13 protein-coding genes, 2 pseudogenes and 1 riboswitch are annotated in these 16522 nt (G+C 76.5%); of the genes and pseudogenes, 5 read left to right on the forward strand and 10 right to left on the reverse strand.

Annotated elements, in window-relative coordinates; genetic code table 11:
* Positions 1-56: 56 nt before the first annotated feature.
* From AC0OLQ_RS22295 to AC0OLQ_RS22320, 6 genes and pseudogenes are all read right to left on the reverse strand, one after another.
* Positions 57-1412: a cobyrinic acid a,c-diamide synthase CobB gene (locus AC0OLQ_RS22295; RefSeq protein WP_484527851.1), complete on the reverse strand. Its 1356-nt coding sequence runs from the start codon at positions 1410-1412 to the stop codon at positions 57-59.
* Entirely contained in the window at positions 1406-2017 is a 612-nt protein-coding gene (gene cobO, locus AC0OLQ_RS22300; protein ID WP_484527852.1) for a cob(I)yrinic acid a,c-diamide adenosyltransferase, read from the reverse strand. Before cobO ends, AC0OLQ_RS22295 begins: the two co-directional genes overlap by 7 nt.
* Before the next feature lie 116 nt (positions 2018-2133).
* Positions 2134-4467: pseudogene (locus AC0OLQ_RS22305) on the reverse strand (VWA domain-containing protein); the annotation flags it as partial.
* Complete coding sequence (gene cobN / locus AC0OLQ_RS22310; protein ID WP_484527853.1) at positions 4464-8132, reverse strand: cobaltochelatase subunit CobN; 3669 nt, start codon at positions 8130-8132, stop codon at positions 4464-4466. The gene cobN and the pseudogene AC0OLQ_RS22305, both read right to left, overlap by 4 nt.
* Before the next feature lie 152 nt (positions 8133-8284).
* Entirely contained in the window at positions 8285-8416 is a 132-nt protein-coding gene (locus AC0OLQ_RS22315) for a hypothetical protein (protein WP_484527854.1), read from the reverse strand.
* A 45-nt stretch (positions 8417-8461) separates the two neighbouring features.
* Positions 8462-8591: riboswitch (cobalamin riboswitch) on the reverse strand.
* Positions 8592-8759: 168 nt separating this feature from the next.
* A complete protein-coding gene (locus tag AC0OLQ_RS22320; protein WP_484527855.1) occupies positions 8760-9581 on the reverse strand; it encodes an HARBI1 family protein in 822 nt (273 codons plus the stop codon).
* A 333-nt stretch (positions 9582-9914) separates the two neighbouring features.
* Here AC0OLQ_RS22320 and AC0OLQ_RS22325 point away from each other — a divergent pair, with 333 nt between their 5' ends.
* Positions 9915-10115 (forward strand): hypothetical protein, encoded by a 201-nt coding sequence (locus tag AC0OLQ_RS22325; RefSeq protein WP_484527856.1) that lies wholly within the window; start codon positions 9915-9917, stop codon positions 10113-10115.
* 49 nt (positions 10116-10164) lie between these two features.
* Positions 10165-10632 carry an MBL fold metallo-hydrolase gene (locus tag AC0OLQ_RS22330; protein ID WP_484527857.1) on the forward strand — a complete coding sequence of 156 codons (468 nt, stop codon included), beginning with the start codon at positions 10165-10167 and terminating at the stop codon, positions 10630-10632.
* Positions 10633-10642: 10 nt separating this feature from the next.
* On the opposite strand, the gene AC0OLQ_RS22335 is transcribed toward AC0OLQ_RS22330, so the two are convergent.
* Positions 10643-10975, reverse strand: a complete 333-nt coding sequence (locus AC0OLQ_RS22335) for a hypothetical protein (protein ID WP_484527858.1) — start codon at positions 10973-10975, stop codon at positions 10643-10645.
* Between the two features lie 118 nt (positions 10976-11093).
* Positions 11094-12311 (reverse strand): MFS transporter, encoded by a 1218-nt coding sequence (locus tag AC0OLQ_RS22340; protein WP_484527859.1) that lies wholly within the window; start codon positions 12309-12311, stop codon positions 11094-11096.
* Between the two features lie 144 nt (positions 12312-12455).
* Here AC0OLQ_RS22340 and AC0OLQ_RS22345 point away from each other — a divergent pair, with 144 nt between their 5' ends.
* Together AC0OLQ_RS22345 and AC0OLQ_RS22350 are read left to right on the forward strand one after the other, a co-directional pair.
* On the forward strand, positions 12456-13445 hold the full coding sequence (locus AC0OLQ_RS22345) for a LacI family DNA-binding transcriptional regulator (RefSeq protein WP_484527860.1): 990 nt from the start codon (positions 12456-12458) through the stop codon (positions 13443-13445).
* A 73-nt stretch (positions 13446-13518) separates the two neighbouring features.
* On the forward strand, positions 13519-14214 hold the full coding sequence (locus AC0OLQ_RS22350; protein ID WP_484527861.1) for an alpha/beta hydrolase: 696 nt from the start codon (positions 13519-13521) through the stop codon (positions 14212-14214).
* 6 nt (positions 14215-14220) lie between these two features.
* On the opposite strand, the gene AC0OLQ_RS22355 is transcribed toward AC0OLQ_RS22350, so the two are convergent.
* Both AC0OLQ_RS22355 and AC0OLQ_RS22360 read right to left on the reverse strand, forming a co-directional pair.
* The gene (locus AC0OLQ_RS22355; RefSeq protein WP_484527862.1) at positions 14221-15360 is read right to left on the reverse strand and encodes an FUSC family protein; all 1140 of its coding nucleotides are present in this window, start codon (positions 15358-15360) and stop codon (positions 14221-14223) included.
* A gap of 138 nt (positions 15361-15498) precedes the next feature.
* The gene (locus tag AC0OLQ_RS22360; protein WP_484527863.1) at positions 15499-16122 is read right to left on the reverse strand and encodes a TetR/AcrR family transcriptional regulator; all 624 of its coding nucleotides are present in this window, start codon (positions 16120-16122) and stop codon (positions 15499-15501) included.
* A gap of 69 nt (positions 16123-16191) precedes the next feature.
* On the opposite strand from AC0OLQ_RS22360, the pseudogene AC0OLQ_RS22365 reads away from it, so the two are divergent.
* Positions 16192-16365: pseudogene (locus AC0OLQ_RS22365) on the forward strand (FAD-dependent oxidoreductase); the annotation flags it as partial.
* Between the last annotated feature and the right edge of the window lie 157 nt (positions 16366-16522).

The following is a 16522-nucleotide window of genomic DNA, read 5'->3' on the forward strand; positions in this document are numbered from 1 at the left end:
CGGCGGGTGGCTGGGCGTGGGGCCGGTCGGGGCCGCCGGTGGGTGGCTGGGCGGGTTCACCGGCTCGCCGCCTCGACCAGCCGGCGGGCCGCCTCGGGATGCCCGGCCCAGTGGGTGTGCAGGTAGGACGCGTGCACCGGGCCGGCCACGAAGCCGTGCGGGGTGCCGTCCCAGTGCCAGGCGGCGCGGTCGCCGTGCCCGGGGTCGGTGACGGTGCGGTGGAACTCGTGTCCGCGTACCGGGTCGCCGGCGCGGTGCACCGGGGAGTCGGCGGCGGCCACCGCCTCCCGGTAGCCGAGGGTGAGCCGGCCGGTCATCCGGGCGGTGTGGTCGAGCCGCCCGCACATCGGCACCCCGTCGAGGGCGCGCCCGAGGTAGAGCAGCCCGGCGCACTCGGCGACCACCGGGCCGTCGAAGCCGGCCAGCTCGGCGCGGAGCGCGGTGTTGCCGGTCAGGGCGTCCGCGTGCAGCTCGGGGAACCCGCCGCCGATCACCACGGCCCGGGTGCCGGACGGCAGGGCCTCGTCGCGCAGCGGGTCGAGGGTCACCACCTCCGCACCGGCCGCGGTGAGCAGTTCGGCGGTCTCCGCGTACGAGAAGGTGAAGGCCGGCCCGCCGGCGACGGCGACCACCGGGCGGGCGGTGCCGGCGGGACCGCCGACCGCGGCGGCCGGGGCCCAGGCGGGCGCGGTCAGCGGCGGCGCGGTGCGGGCCAAGGCCAGCACGGCGTCGAGGTCCACGGTGGACTCGACCAGGTCGGCCAGCGCGGCCACCACGGCGACCGACTCGGGCGCCCGTTCGGCGACCGGCACCAGCCCGAGGTGGCGGGACGGCGCGGCCACCTCGGCGGCCCGGGTCACCGCGCCGAGCACGGGCACGTCCACCTCGGCGAGCGCGTCGCGGAGCAGGGTCTCGTGCCGGGGCGAGCCGACCCGGTTGAGGACCACCCCGCCGATGCGCACCGCCGGGTCGAAGGCGCGCAGGCCGAGCACCAGCGCGGCGGCGGAGCGGCCCTGCGCGGTGGTGTCGAGCACCAGCAGCACCGGCGCCTCGATCAGCCGGGCGACGTGCGCCGTGGAGGCGTACCCGCCGTGGCCGACCGCGCCGTCGTGCAGCCCCATCACCCCCTCGACCACGGCCACGTCGGCCGGGCTGGGCACGCTCGCGCCGCGGCGCAGCAGCGGGGCGATCCGCTCCGGGCCGACCAGCCACGGGTCGAGGTTGCGGCCGGGACGGCCGGCGGCCAGCGCGTGGTAGCCGGGGTCGATGTAGTCCGGGCCGACCTTGTGCGGGCTGACCGCCAGACCGCGGCGGCGCAGCGCGGCGAGCAGCCCGGTGGCCACGGTCGTCTTGCCGTGCCCGCTGGCCGGGGCGGCCACCACCAGCCGGGGCAGCGCCCAGGGGGTCACCATTCGATGCCCTTCTGGCCCTTCTGGCCGGCGTCCATCGGGTGCTTGACCTTGGTCAGCTCGGCGACCAGGTCGGCCGCCTCGACCAGCCGCGGGTCGGCGTCCCGGCCGGTGATCACCACGTGCTGGAAGCCGGGCCGGTCGCGCAGCGTGGCGACCACCTCGTCGACGTCGACCCAGCCCCACTTCATCGGGTACGTGAACTCGTCGAGCACGTAGAGCCCGTAGCGCTCGGCGGCCAGGTCGCGCTGGATCTGCCGCCAGCCCTCGCGGGCGTCCTCGGCGTGGTCGGCCGCGCCGCCGCGCTGGATCCAGGACCAGCCCTCGCCCATCTTGTGCCAGGTCACCGGGGCGCCCTGCCCGGTCCGCTCGTGCACCTCGCCGAGGGCCCGGAAGGCGTTCTCCTCCCCCACCCGCCACTTGGCGCTCTTGACGAACTGGAAGACGCCGATGGGCAGCCCGGCGGTCCAGGCCCGCAGCGCCAGCCCGAACGCGGCCGTCGACTTCCCCTTCATCTGTCCGGTATGGACGATCAACAGCGGCCGGTGACGCCGCTGCCGAGTGGTCAACCCGTCGGCGGGCACGTGGCTCGGCTTCCCCTGCGGCATCAGGCAACGCTCCTGTTCGGTCCTGGATGGACGTCCGCGATCTTGCGGTTGTGGCCCCGCTCCTGGGCGCTTCCGTCCCTTGTGTCGGGGCCGAAGGTGCAAGATCGCCGGGATGGTGGGGCTGTGGTGAGGTCGGAGAGGGGGTGGTGGGGGGCCCGGAGTTGGGTGGCGAGGCGGCGGGCCAGGTTGAGGCGGACCGGGCCGGACTCGCAGTCGACGACCACGCAGGGGGCTCCGGTGGCGGCGAGTACGGCCGCCGCGCGGGCGGCCCGGTCGAGGGGGCGGGGGCCGGCGGTGGCCCGGCCGTCGGTGACCACCAGCACGAGGGGGCGCCGTTTCGGGTCGCGCAGCCGCTCCACCCGGAGCAGGTCGGCGGCGGCGAGCAGCCCCTCGGCGAGCGGGGTACGCCCGCCGGTGGGCAGGTCGGCCAGCCGCGCCGAGGCGGCCAGCACCGAGGAGGTGGCTGGTAGGAGGGTCTGCGCGCCCGTGCCGCGGAAGGCGACCACCGCCACCTTGTCCCGCCGCTGGTACGCGTCGGTGAGCAGCGCCAGCACCGCGCCCTTCACGGCGGACATCCGCTCCCGGGCGCCCATCGACCCGCTGGCGTCCACCACGAACAGGACCAGGTTGCCCTCGCGCCCCTCGCGGACCGCCTCGCGCACGTCCGACGGGCGCAGCCGCAGCGGGCCGCCGGCCCGGCCCCGGACCGCCTGGTACGGGGCGGCGGCCCGGACGGTGGCCGGCAGGTGCAGCGCGTCGGCGCGGCCGGCGGGCACCCGGGCCCCGGTGGTGCGGCCCCGCCCGGTGCGGGCCCGGGAGCGCCGGCCCGGCACGCCCTCGCCCAAGCCGGGCGCGGTGAACAGCCGGGCGCGCAGCCCCCGTTCGGGCACGGCCACGGTCCCGGGCCGTCCCTCGGCGCCGTCGGGATCCCCCGGACGCCCGGCGGCAGCGGACCGGCGCGCCCGCGGCCGTCCCCGGCCACCACCGCCGTCGCCGGACCGGTCGACGTCGGGGCCGTTCCCGTTCTCGTCGCCGGACCGGTCGTCGTCGGGATGGCCGGACCGGACCGACGAGGCGGCGTCGCGGCCGGTGGGGCCGTCGCCGGACCGGTCGTCGCCGGACCGGTCGTCGGCGCCCGTCCCGTCGGGATGGCCGGCGCGGCCGTTGGCCGGCCAGCGGCCGTCCCGGCCGGCCCCGCCACGCCCGTCATCTGACGGCCCGTCGTTGGACGCCCCGGGCCGGTCCCGGCCGTCGGCACCGCCCTTCCCGCGCGCGGACCGGCCGGCACCGTCGGGGTCCGGCCCGGCGCCACCCGGCCCGGCCGAGCCCCGGGAACCGCCGTCCGGGCCGGACCCGCCGCCGGGGCCGCCGTCCGGGCCGGGCCCGCCGCCGGGGCCGCCGTCCGGGCCGTCGTCGTCCGGGCCGTCGTCGGGGTGCTGCTCGCGGGCGCGGCGCAGCACGTCGTCCAGGCGCTGCTCGTCCAGCCCCGGGGTGTCGAACGGGTCCCGGCGGCGGCGGTGCGGCAGGGCCAGCCGGGCGGCGACCCGGACGTCGTCGGCGGCCACCCGGTCCCGGCCCTGCCAGGCAGCGTGGGCCACCGCGGTGCGGGCGGTGACGATGTCGGCGCGCATGCCGTCCACGTCGAACGCGGCGCAGACCTCGGCGATCTGCCGCAGCGCCGCGTCGGGCAGCGCCACCCCGGGCAGCCGGAGCCGGGCGGCGGCCACCCGGCGGGCCACCTCGGCGTCCGCCTCGGCCCAGCCGGCGGCGAAGCCGGCCGGGTCGGCGTCGGCGGCGAGCCGGCGGCGGACCACCTCGGCGCGTACGGCGGGGTCGCGGCTGGCGGCCACCTCGACGGTGAGCCCGAACCGGTCGAGCAGCTGCGGGCGCAGCTCCCCCTCCTCCGGGTTCATGGTGCCGACCAGCAGGAACCGGGCCGCGTGGCTGACCGAGACGCCCTCCCGCTCGACGTGGCAACGGCCCATCGCGGCGGCGTCCAGGAGCAGGTCGACCAGGTGGTCGTGGAGCAGGTTGACCTCGTCGACGTAGAGCACGCCGCGGTGGGCGGCGGCGAGCAGGCCGGGCTCGTAGGCGCGTACCCCCTCGGCGAGGGCCTTCTCCAGGTCGAGCGAGCCGACCACCCGGTCCTCGGCGGCGCCCACCGGCAGCTCGACCAGGCGGGCCGGGCGGCGCTCGGCCGCCGACCCGGCCGGGTGCGGCCCGTCCGGACAGCCCGGGTCGGGTGCGGCCGGATCGCAGGCGAAACGGCAGGCGGCGACCCGGTCGACCGGGGGCAGCAGCCCGGCGAGGGCGCGTACGGCGGTGGACTTGGCGGTGCCCTTCTCGCCCCGGACCAGCACCCCGCCGATGGCGGGGCTGACCGCGTTGAGCAGCAGGGCGAGGCGCATCTCGTCCATCCCGAGCACCGCACTGAACGGGTACGACGTCATTGCCGGTCCTCCAGGTCGCCCTCGCTGGCCAGGTACGTCTCGTGCAGGCGGTCGAGGGTGGCCGGCTCGGGTGCGGCCCACAGCCCCCGGTCGGCGGCCTCCAGCAGCCGTTCGGCGATGCCGCGCAGCGCCCACGGGTTGGACCGCTCCAGGAACTCCCGGGTCTCCGGGTCGAAGAGGTACGCCTCGGCGAGCCGCTCGTACATCCAGTCGTCGACGACGCCGGCGGTGGCGTCGTAGCCGAACAGGTAGTCCACGGTGGCGGCCAGCTCGAAGGCGCCCTTGTAGCCGTGCCGGCGCATGGCGGCGATCCAGCGCGGGTTGACTACCCGGGCCCGGAACACCCGGCGGGTCTCCTCGCCGAGGGTGCGGGTCCGCACGTCGTGCGGCATGGCCGAGTCGCCCACGTACGCGGCCGGGGTGTCGCCGGTGAGGTGGCGGACCATGGCCACCATCCCGCCGTGGTACTGGAAGTAGTCGTCGGAGTCCACGATGTCGTGCTCGCGGGTGTCCTGGTTCTTCACGGCGACGGCGATCCGGGCGAAGGAGCGTTCCATGTCGGCCCGCGCCTCCCGCCCGTCCAGCCCCGGCCCGTACGCGTAGCCGCCCCAGACGGCGTACACCTCGGCGAGGTCGGCGTCGGTGCGCCAGTTCCGGGCGTCGATGAGCGGCAGCAGCCCGGCCCCGTACGCCCCGGGCTTGGAGCCGAAGATGCGGGCGGTGGCCCGGCGCCGGTCGCCGTGCTCGGCGACGTCCGCGTCGACGTGCGCCTTCAGGTAGTTGTCGGCGGCCGGTTCGTCGAGCGCGGCGACCTGCCGGACGGCGTCGTCGATGAGGGCGACGACGTGCGGGAAGGCGTCCCGGAAGAAGCCGGAGATGCGCACCGTGACGTCGACCCGGGGGCGGCCCAGCTCGGCCAGCGGCAGCACCTCGACGCCGGTGACCCGGCGGGACCGGTCGTCCCAGGTCGGACGGACCCCGAGCAGCGCCAGCACCTCGGCGATGTCGTCGCCCTGGGTGCGCATGGCGCTGGTGCCCCAGACGGTGAGCCCGACCGAGCGCGGGTACGCCCCGGTGTCGGCGAGGTGCCGGGCGAGCAGCGAGTCGGCGAGGGCCACTCCGACGTCCCAGGCGTTGCGGCTGGGGATGGCCTTCGGGTCGACCGAGTAGAAGTTGCGCCCGGTGGGGAGCACGTTGACCAGCCCGCGGGTGGGCGAGCCGGACGGGCCGGGCGGGACGAACCGGCCGGCGAGCGCGCCGAGCAGCCGGTCGATCTCGTCGGTGGTGCGGTCCAGCCGGGGCACCACCTCGCGGGCGGCGAAGCGGAGCACCTCGGTGGCGTCGGGCACCGGCCCGCCGACCACCTCCTCGACCACGGCGCCGGCCTTGGTGTCGTCCCAGCCGAGGGTCTCCATGCCGAGCACCAGCCGGCGGGCCAGGGCCTCGATCAGGTCGACGGCGTCGGCGGCGGTGGCCGCCGGCCCGTCGACGGCCTCGGTGAGCACCGCCGGCACGGCGATCCGCGCGCCGGGCGCGGCGAGCAGCGCCGCCTCGTCGAGGCTGGCGTGCGCGGCGAGGGCCTGGCGCAGCCCGGGCAGCGCGCGGACCCCGCCCCAGACCTGCGGCGCGCGCAGCACGGCGAGCACCAGGTTGACCCGGGCCTCCCCGGCGGGCGCCTCGGCGAGCACGTGCAGGCCGTCGCGGATCTGCACGTCCTTGACCTCGCAGAGGTAGCCGTCGAGGTGCAGCACGAAGTCGTCGAAGTCGTCGTCGGCGGGCATCTCCGCCTGGTGCAGGTCGTGGTGCAGCTCGGCGGCGCGAACGAGGTCCCAGATCTGCCGCTGCACGGTGGGCGCCTTGGCCGGGTCGAGGGCCTGCACGGTGGCGTACTCGTCGAGGAGCTGTTCGAGTTTGGCCAGGTCGCCGTACGTCTCGGCGCGGGCCATCGGCGGCACCAGGTGGTCGACCACCACGGCGTGCGCCCGCCGCTTGGCCTGGGTGCCCTCGCCGGGGTCGTTGACGATGAACGGGTAGACCAGCGGCAGGTCACCGAGGACCGCGTCGGGCGCGCAGTCGGCGGCCAGCCCGAGGCCCTTGCCGGGCAGCCACTCCAGGGTGCCGTGCTTGCCGAGGTGGACCACGGCGTCCGCGCCGAAGCCGCCGTCGGCGACCGGCGCGGCGAGCCAGCGGTACGCGGCCAGGTAGTGGTGGCTGGGCGGCAGGTCCGGGTCGTGGTAGATGGCCACCGGGTTCTCGCCGAAGCCGCGGGGCGGCTGGATGAGCAGCGCCACGTTGCCGAAGCGCAGCCCGGCCAGGACGACGTCGCCGCCGTCGGTGTAGAGGCGGCCGGGCGGCTCGCCCCAGTGCTCCCGCATCCGCTCCCGCAGCGGGGCGGGGACCGCGTCGAACCAGCGCCGGTAGGTCTCTCCCGGCACCCGCGCCTCGGCGGCGGCGAGCTGTTCGGGGGTGAGCCACTCGACGTCGTGGCCGCCGGCGGCGATCAGGGCGTGGATCAGGGCGTCCCCGTCGTCGGGCACCGGAGCGTCACCCAGGTGGTAGCCGGCCTCGGCCAGGGCGGCGAGCAGCCGGACCGCCGAGGCCGGGGTGTCCAGCCCGACGGCGTTGCCGACCCGGGAGTGCTTTGTCGGGTACGAGCTGAGCACGACGGCCAGGCGCTTGTCGGCGTTCGGGACGTGCCGCAGCCGCGCCTGCCGGACGGCGATGCCGGCGACCCGGGCGGCGCGCTCCGGGTCGGGCTGGTAGACCGAGAGCCCGTCGGCGTCGATCTGCTTGAACGAGAACGGCACACTGACGATCCGGCCGTCGAACTCGGGGATGGCCACCTGCATGGCGGCGTCCATCGGGGACAGTCCGGCGTCGCTGGTCGCCCATCGGCCGCGGTCGCTGGTCAGGCAGAGCGCCTGGACGATCGGCACGTCCAGGGCGGCGAGCGCGCCGACGTCCCAGGCGTCCTCGTCGCCGCCGCCGGAGGCGTCCGCGGCGACCGCCCCGCCGGCCGCGAGCACCGTCACGACCAGGGCGTCGCAGCGCGCGAACAGGTCGAGCGGGGCCGCGCCCGGGGTGAGCCCGCGCAGCGAGCCGCAGAACACCGGCAGCGGCTGCCCGCCGGCCGCGGTGACCGCGTGGGCCAGGGTCTCGACGAAGGCGGTGTTTCCGGCGAGGGCGTGCGCCCGGTAGAAGACGATGCCGATCACGGGCCGGCCGTCGGGCGCCGGGTCGGGGCCGAGGATCCCGTGCGGCGGGGTGGGCACGGGAGGGGCGAAGCCCTCGCCGGTGAGCAGCACCGTGTCGGAGAGGAACCGGGCGAGCTCGGCGAGGTTCTCCGGGCCGCCCTCGACCAGGTAGGCGAGCGCCTCGGCGGCCACCCCGGCGGCCACCGTGGACGCCGCCATCAACTCCGCGTCGGGCACCGCCTCGCCGCCGAGCACGACGGTCGGCACGCCGGAGGCGAGCACCGCGGCGAGGCCGTCCGGCCACGCCTGCCGGCCACCGAGCAGGCGTACGACGGCCAGGTCGACGCCGTCGAGCAGCGCGGGCACGGCGTCGGCGGCGACCCGGGCGGGGTTGGCCAGCCGGTAGTCGGCGCCGCTGGCGCGGGCGGCGAGCAGGTCGGTGTCGGCGGTGGAGAGCAGCAGGATGCGCACGGACGGCTCCGGAGCGTGACGCCCGGCGGCGCGGTGGGACCGGCGGCGGGCGGGGCGGGTGCGGGGTTCGGCGGGTACGCGGGTCCGGCGGACGACTCAGCGACGGAACGTCGGCAGCGGCGCCCGGCCGGGTGCGGATCCCGGCGGGACGATCAGCGGCGGACGGCGCGGGTCCGCCCGGCGCGCGGCGCGGCGGCCGGCGGGGCGGGGTGAGCGGTCAATGGCGCGTCGGTGCGCGCCGGCCGGATACGACGACAGTCGTCGATGGCGGAAAGGCCGTGCATCGGTTCCTCCTCGGGTGTCCACGCCCTGGGGCTCTCCGACGGCCGAAGTATCCTGGCTCCCGGATCGACGCTCACCCCCGGCCTTCCAACCGCGCACGCACGGCCGTGACTCACGAGGGGGGATCGCTCCCCGGTGACAGTGGCGGGACCGCGCCGGAATCGCACCGGCTTCCTTCACTGCCGTCAGGCCGCGAATGCTGCCACAGCCGCCCGGCGTGGGTCAACGCCGGGTCCCCCGCCGTCCCGCCCGGCCGGCGACATCCGCTACGGTCGATGGGCCGGTGGCATTCTCCGGCCCGGATGCAATGAGCCTTTCCGCGTAACGGGTCGTGGCGTTGGGTGATCAGGTTGTGCGGTTGTGCTCGACGTGCAGGAGTACGAGGGCCGCCGCGGTGATCCTGCCGATGCTCCAGGGGCACAGGCTGACGTTGCGCAGCGCTTTGAAGGTGGTCTTGAGCAGGGAGTTGCCGCGTTCGCCGATGGCGCGGACGCCGTTGTGTGCCTTGTTGAACTGCTGCTGCACGGTGGTGCAGGAGCCGTTCTTCGGCTTTTTGAACGCGGTCGTGATCGTGTCGGCTTCGCCTTCGTAGCCGAGGTCGCCGAGTACCCGCCGCTGGTCGTTGGTCCAGGTGACCAGCAGGGGCAGGATGTCGTGTTCGCGTAGGGCGGTCGTGTCGTGTTCCCGGCCGGGCCGTACTGGTGAGGTCCACAGCGGCCACCCGTCCGGAGCGGTCACGACCTGCACGTTGCCACCGTGGTTGTCGTGTTTGCCGGACCACCACAGGTCCACTCCCGGCGTCGGTCCGGGGGTGCGACACCGGTCGGTCTCAATCAGGGTCCCGTCGATGTTCACGTGCGCGTAGCCGGCCATCTTCGCGGCCAACAGCACCGATTCCAGGCCCGGCGCGTGCGCGGCGAGGACCCGGATGCCCTCGTGCAGGTAGGCGTAGCCGGTCGATGAGCTGACCTGGTTGTCGATGGCCAACTGCTTGACCCGAGTGCCGTCAAGGAACCAGCGGATCACCAGGATCGCCTGCTTGAAGCAGCTCAGCGACCGCGTCCCGGTACGGGTCCCGAGCCGCTGCCGTTGCCCGTGCAGGAGCCCGGACAGGAACAACACGGTCTCCTCGCGCACGGACAGCTCGGCGGTGTATGTGACACTCATGGCGACGCAGGACCCCTACTGAAGTTGATCTGTGAGAGGACCACTTCATACCGGGGTTCTGCGTCTTTCCCTCGCACCGCAACAGGTTCGGGCGTGTCCGCACCGACCGCCAAGGCGGCTACCCGCCGCACTCACACCGTTACGCGGAAAGGTTCAATGGCGTGAGTCGTTGGGAATGGCGGCATTCCCACGGCCCGTGGCGAGCATTCCCGCCGTGCGTCATTCCGCGTCCGGAGATCGCGTCGCCGCAGCCGGGCAGCCTGGATCGGCACCCGCCCGATAGCATCGCGGTCGACCGTGGACCGGGTGTCACGGAGCGGGGAGGAATTGCCGGTGGCGCTGCGACATCTCGCCGGTCGGGTCTGGTTGTTCCCCGGCGATCCCGACCCGCTCGCGGTCCGCCCGACCGTGGCGGTGGTCGCCGACGACCGTGGAAGTGTGATCGTCGACGCGGGACAGAGTCCCGCCCACGCCCGGGAGATCCAGGCGGCGCTGAGCGCGGCCGGGCTGCCGGAACCGCGCTGGCTGGTCTAACACCCACCACCACTGGGACCACGTCTGGGGCGCCTGCGCCTGGCCGGGCGTGGAGATCGTCGGGCACGAGTCGGCGGTGGCCCTGATGCGCGCCGAGGCGACCCGGCCGTGGAGCCACCGCTACCTGCGCGAGCAGGTCCGCGAGAACCCCCGCCTCGGGCACAGCTTCCGGGCCCGGGCCCTGGCGGTCGACTCCTGGGACGGCTTCGCGGTGCTGCCGCCGACGCGCACCTTCGCCGACGATCTGACCCTGCCGACCGGGGTGGTGGTCCGGCACGTGGGCGGCCGGCACGCGCCGGACTCCGCGGTGGTGCTGGTGCCGGATTCCGGGGTGCTGCTGCTCGGTGACTGCTGGTACCCGCCGCCCGCGCACCTGCGGACCCCGGCGGACGGCCCCGACCTGGCCCTCGCTACGAGCCTGCTCGACGACGCCGTCGCCTGGTACGTCTCCGCCCACGACGAGCCGCTGCGGCTGGCCGAGGCGCGCTCCGCGCTGGCCGGCGGCGACGCCGGCTGACCACGCCGGGTCAGCGGGCGCGCCGCTCCGGGTGGGCCCGGTTCCAGGTCCGCATCCGCTCGGGGTAGCCGGTGCGGGCGGCCTCGTAGAGCGGGACCGCGTGCTTCTGGGCGATCTTCGCGGCGGCCCGGGGCGAACCGGTGCGGCGACGGATCCACTCCCCGTCGTGAGCGATCGCCACCACGGTCGTGTCGGTGGCGGTGGTCTCCGGTTCCAGGTAGAACTCCACCCCGCGCCGGCTGGCCACAAAGGCCTCCAGCGCGGCCAGGTCGTCCCGGTTCCCCTCCCGGTCGAGCTTCGTCGGGGTCGTCGGGTCGGCGGCCCGCCGGCTGAACCACCCCATGCCCGCCTCCTCTCCTCGGCGTCCCACCCAGTGCAGCACCCGTACCTGGCAACCGGCTGCGAGCCGGGTGGGAGTCCGCTGACGGCCCGCGGGGCGGCTACCCGTCCCGGGCCACCGGTCAGCGGGCCGGCGGGCGCAGCACCGGGACCAGGGCGAGGGTCGGCAGCAGGAGCAGCGGGACCACGCCGAGGGCGTCCAGGATGCCCAGCCGGTCGCCGAGGAAGCCGAGCAGCGGCGGGCCGCCGAGGAAGGCGGTGTAGCCGATCATGGCGACCACGCTGACCCGGGTCGGCGCCCGGTCCTCGTCGTCGGCGGCGGCGCTCATCCCGACCGGGAAGCCGAGCGACGCCCCGACGCCCCACAGCGCCACGCCGGCCACGGCGAGCGGCCCGGAGCCGGCCAGCACGGCGCACGTGGCCCCGGTGGCGGCCAGCCCGATGGTGCCGAACAGCACCGGCACCCGGCCCCACCGGTCGATCGCCACGGTGCCGGCGGTCCGGCCGAGGGTCATGCCGACCACGAAGACCCCGAAGACGGCGGCGCCGGCGGCCTCGCTCACCCCGTACCCGTCGACGAAGGCCACCGCCAGCCAGTCGTTCGCGCTGCCCTCGGTGAACGCCATCACCAGCACGAACAGGCCGATGAGCAGGGTGCGCGGCTCCCGCCAGGTGGCCAGCAGGGCGCGCCGGTGGGCGGCCGGGTCGGCCGAATCGGCCGTCTCGGCCGGGGCGGGCAGGAAGGCGCGGGCGCCGAGCAGCGTGCCGGCCAGGACCACCGCGGCGATCACGGGCAGGTGCCAGCCCACCGGTACGCCCAGCCGGGCCGCGCCGGCGCCCATCCCGGCCCCGGCGACCGAGCCGAGACTCCAGGCGGCGTGAAACCGGGGCATGATGGTTCGGCGGAGCCGCTTCTCCACCGCCGCGCCCTCCACGTTCATCGCGACGTCACAGCTGCCGGAGCCGTAACCCACGGCGAAGAGCCCGACCACGACGCCGACCAGCGAGCCGGCCAGGCTGGCGGAGAGGCCGGCGCCCGCCAGTCCGAGCGCGACCAGCACGGTCGAGGCCACCACGGTGCGGGCCGGGCCGAGCCGCAGGGTGACCAGTCCGGCGGTGGACATGGCCACCAGCGCGCCGGCCGACATGGCCAGCAGCAGCAGGCCGAGCCGCCCCGCGCTCAGTCCGAGCGTCTCGCGGATCGCGGGCACCCGGGAGAACCAGGTGGCCACCGCCAGCCCGTTGAGGGCGAAGACGACCGCCACGCCGTTGCGGGCGGCCAGGACCGCCCGCGGCGCGACCGACCCCGCCTCGGCCGGCGCGTTGATGGTGCTGCTCACGGTGTTCAAGTCCTTTCCCCCGTGGTCGTCCGACGACCATCGCACACCTGAGAGCGTTATCACGACAAGCTCTCCCAGCCCTTACCCCGGCGGGCCCCGAGCGGGCATGATGCCGACAGAACGGCCCCCAGGGGAGGACGAGACATGAACACGCCGACCAGCCGCGCGGTGACCCTCGACGACGTGGCCCGGGCGGCCGGGGTCTCCCGGGCCACCGCCTCCCGGGTGCTGGGCGGCTACGGGTTCGCCTCGGTGGACGCCCGGGAGCGGGTCGGCGCCGCCGCCGACCGGCTCGGCTACGTGCCGAACACCACGGCGCGCGCGTTGGTCCGGGGCGCCGGGGTACGCCTCGTCGTGGCGGTCGCCGGCACCGACGCCTCCGTGCTGGACGACCCGTACGTGGACCGGCTGGTGAGCGCGGCGGCCCGGGTGTGCGCCCCGCACGGGGTGGGGGTGGCCCTGGAGTGGCTGCCGCTGGACGCCCCGGCCGGGCTGCCCCGGCTCGGCGACGACCGGAGCGTCTGCGGGGTGCTGCTGGTCAACACCACCGCGCGGGTGCTCGACGCGGTCCCCGCCCGGCTGCGCGGGCGGGTCATCTCGATCGGCACGGGCTCGCCGGCCGTCCCCTCCTTCGACGTGGACAACGCCGCCGGCGCCGGCGCGGTGCTGCGCCACCTGTACGCGGGCGGCCGCCGCCGGATCGCCATGGTCACCGGCCCGCGCTGGCTGAGCTGCGCGGAGCGGTCGGTGACCGCGTACCAGGGGCTGATGCGGGCGGCGGGGCTGCCGGCGCGACTGGTCAACGGCGACTTCACCGCGGCGCGGGGCGGCCGGGCGGCGCTGGAGGTGCTGAGCCGCTGGCCGGACACCGACGCCATCTACGCGGCCAGCGACGCCACCGCGCTGGGCGTGATCGCCGCGCTGCGCGGGCGCGGGATCCGGGTGCCGCACGACGTGGCGGTGGGCGGCTTCGACGACATCCCGTACGCGGCGGTGAGCAGCCCGGCACTGACCACCGCCACCCACCCGGTGGCCCGGATCGCCACCGCGGCGGCGACCGCCGTGCTCGACGGCCGGCCGGTGCCCCCGGTGACCGCGTTCCCGTCCCGGCTCGTGGCGCGGGAGAGCGCCTGAGCGGCGGCAGGGCGGTTGAGTCGCCGGGAGCCGGGTATCCGCCGCCCGATCCGACCGACGACAGGGGGGCGAGGTGACCGAACCCGCACCGCCGCACCGGCAGCCCGAGGAGGGGTACCGGCACGGCCGGCTGACCGCCCGCCCCACCACCGTGGCCGCGCCCGGCCCGACCGGGCCGGCGGAGGTTCCCGACCCGGCGGGCGGGCCGCCCGTGCTGCGCCATGTGCCCACCGGCGGCGCGGGACCGTACCGGCTGGTGCTGCTGCTGCACGGCGCCGGCGGCTCGGCCCGGCAGGGCCTCGACCTGCTGCTGCCGCTGGCCGACACGCACCGGCTGCTGCTGCTCGCCCCGCAGGCGCTCGCGAGCACCTGGGACCTGATCGCCGAGGGGTACGGCCCGGACGTGGCCCGGATCGACGCGCTGCTGGCCGCGACGCTCCGCGCCTACCCGGTGGCCGGGGTCACGGTCGGCGGCTTCTCCGACGGGGCCTCGTACGCCCTCTCCCTGGGCCTGACCAACGGCGACCTGGTCGACGCGGTGCTGGCCTTCTCGCCCGGCTTCGCCGCGCCGCTGGTCACCCACGGCCGGCCCCGGCTGTTCGTCTCGCACGGCACCGACGACCGGGTGCTGCCGGTCGACGTGTGCAGCCGGCGGCTGGTGCCCCGCCTGCACAGCCTCGGCTACCCCGCCGAGTACGCCGAGTTCACCGGCGGGCACGAGGTGCCGGCGGAGATCCGGCGGCGGGCGGTGGACTGGCTGGTGGGGTGAGCCGGGTCAGTGCCCCGGCCCGGTGACCGCCGCGTCGACACGGGTGAGCACGGTCGCGTCGTCGTCGCCGCGGACGCCGCGCAGCAGGTCGATCGCGGTGGCCCGGACCTGCCCGATGATCATGGCGAGCGGCAGGGTCTGGCCGGGGGTGAAGAGCCGCCCCGCGACCCGGACCGCCGCCAGCGCGGCGACCTCGACCCGCTCGGCGTGGGCGTCGGCGACGGCGTCCTGCCCGGTCAAATCGGCGGCGAGTGCGTCACCGGCCGAGCGCACCGCCTCGGCGAGGGTCCGTACGGCGTCGCCCAGCTCGGCCGGGATCGGCGCCGGGCCGCGGGTCAGGGTGACCGCGGCGCGGGCGAGCACTCGGACGTTGCGAACCGCGTAGTCGATCTGCCGGATCGAGCCCTCCACCGAGCGCAGCCGGCCCAGGTGCCGGCGGCGGCGCACGTTGAGCCGCAGCGCCTCGCCGGCGGCCTGCACGGCGCCGCGCAGCCGCTCCACCCCGGCGTCGGCGTGCCGGGCCCGCTCCAGCGCGGCCAGCGCCGCCCCGTCGTCGCCCCGGTCGAGCGCCTCGGCGACCTCACCGAGCACCCCGGCCAGCTCCTCGAAGGTGTGCCGGAACTCGTTGACCAGCGGGGCGAGCGGCCGGCGGGCGTCGACGAGCTGGCTGGCCACCACGGCCACCGCGCCGCCGATCAACGCGTCGACGAACCGGAACGGGACCAGCGACTCGGTCGGCGGGGAGACCACCACCAGGTAGAGCGCCGAGACGGCGGCCTGCACCACGGTGACCGAGCTGGCGCCGATCGCCACGGCCAGGGCGACGGTGAGCAGGATGACGGTGAGCACGGTCCAGGTCGTCCGCGGGCCGAGCGCCTGCACCACCAGGTCGGCGACGAGCACGCCGGCCGCGACGCCGAGCACCACCTCGACGGCCCGGCGCATCCGCTGGCCGCGGGCCTGGCCGAGCACGATCAGCGCGGCGGCCGGGGCGAAGAACGGCTGCGGGTGGCCGACCAGCCGGGTGGCGAGGATCCACGCGAGGGTGGCCGCCAGGGTCGCCTCCACCACCGGCAGCCAGCCGCGCCGCAGCCGCCCGGCCGCCTCCCGGACGGCTGCTCCGGGTCGCGGCGTGGCGTCAGACACGCCGGACCGGAGTTGCCGGACCCTGTCCAACCCCGCCATCGCCCGCCTCCCGTCGCCCTGCCCACCCCATCCTCCGGCCCGGCGCGCCGGCCGGCAGCGGTGGGCGCCACCCCGAACCGGTGGCGGCGGTCACGCCGGTCAGGCCCCGGTGAACGCCCGCAGCAGCGTACGCACCGCGGCCCGCAGGTCGTCCCGGCTGGCCGGGGTGCCGGGCGGCGGCGCGCTGAGCGCCCCGGCGCCGACCAGGCGGTCGAAGAGCAGCCCGTCGACGAACGCGACGAACTGGTCGCCCTGCCGGCGCGGATCCGGCGCCCCGGCGCGGGCCAGCAGGTCCCGGGCCTGGACGCGGAGCACGGTGCCGTGGTCCAGGATCCGGCGCAGCTCGGGCCGGTGCACCGCCTCCAGCAGGCAGGCGTACCGGGCGAGGGCCCGGGTGCGTCCGGTGGTCAGCCAGCCGTCGAGCACCTCGGCCACCCCGGTGGCGAGCTGGTCGAGATCGCCCGGCCCGAGCGCCGGGGCGGCGCGGGGCGGCTCGGTCGGCAGCTCGTGGGCCGCCAGGTCGGCCCGGTCGAGGTCGGCCAGGCGCTGGACCACGGCCTCGATCAGCGCCTGCCGGGTCCGCAGGTACGCCGAGGTGGTGCCGGGCGGCATCGCGGCCCGCGCGTCGACGGCACGGTGGGTCAGCGCCCGCATGCCGCCCTCGGCCAGCAGCTCCACGGCCGCGTCGGCCAGCCGGGCCAACCGGTCCGCCCGTCCGCTCACTGTCGCCCCTCCTCGTCTCCGTTCTACGGATGTAGTATGACTTTCTACAGGCGTAGAAGGGTGGTCGGCATGGGCGAGCCGCACGCGATCGTGGTCGGCGCCGGCATCGGCGGACTCGCGGCGGCGCTGGCCCTGCACCGCCGGCAGTGGCGGGTCACCGTGCTGGAACGCGCCACCGAGCCACGCGAGCTGGGCACCGGCCTGACCCTGATGGCGAACGCGCTGCGCGGGCTCGACGCGCTCGGCGTCGGCGACGCGATCCGCCGGCACGGCGTGCCGGACACGCCGGGCGGGCTGCGGACCCGGGACGGCCGGTGGCTGTCCCGGATCGACGGGGCCGAGCTGGAACGGGCGCTCGGCACCACCGGCGCTCGGCATCCACCGGACCGCGCTGCACCGC

Source organism: Micromonospora sp. Utrum1, from assembly GCF_057197805.1.

Coding starts and splice junctions, on each gene's coding strand:
- AC0OLQ_RS22295 (WP_484527851.1), bottom strand. CDS start 1,412: ATGGTGACCCCCTGGGCGCTGCCCCGGCTGGTGGTGGCCGCCCCGGCC.
- AC0OLQ_RS22345 (WP_484527860.1), top strand. CDS start 12,456: ATGAACACGCCGACCAGCCGCGCGGTGACCCTCGACGACGTGGCCCGG.
- AC0OLQ_RS22335 (WP_484527858.1), bottom strand. CDS start 10,975: ATGGGGTGGTTCAGCCGGCGGGCCGCCGACCCGACGACCCCGACGAAG.
- AC0OLQ_RS22320 (WP_484527855.1), bottom strand. CDS start 9,581: ATGAGTGTCACATACACCGCCGAGCTGTCCGTGCGCGAGGAGACCGTG.
- AC0OLQ_RS22315 (WP_484527854.1), bottom strand. CDS start 8,416: ATGCACGGCCTTTCCGCCATCGACGACTGTCGTCGTATCCGGCCGGCG.
- cobO (WP_484527852.1), bottom strand. CDS start 2,017: ATGCCGCAGGGGAAGCCGAGCCACGTGCCCGCCGACGGGTTGACCACT.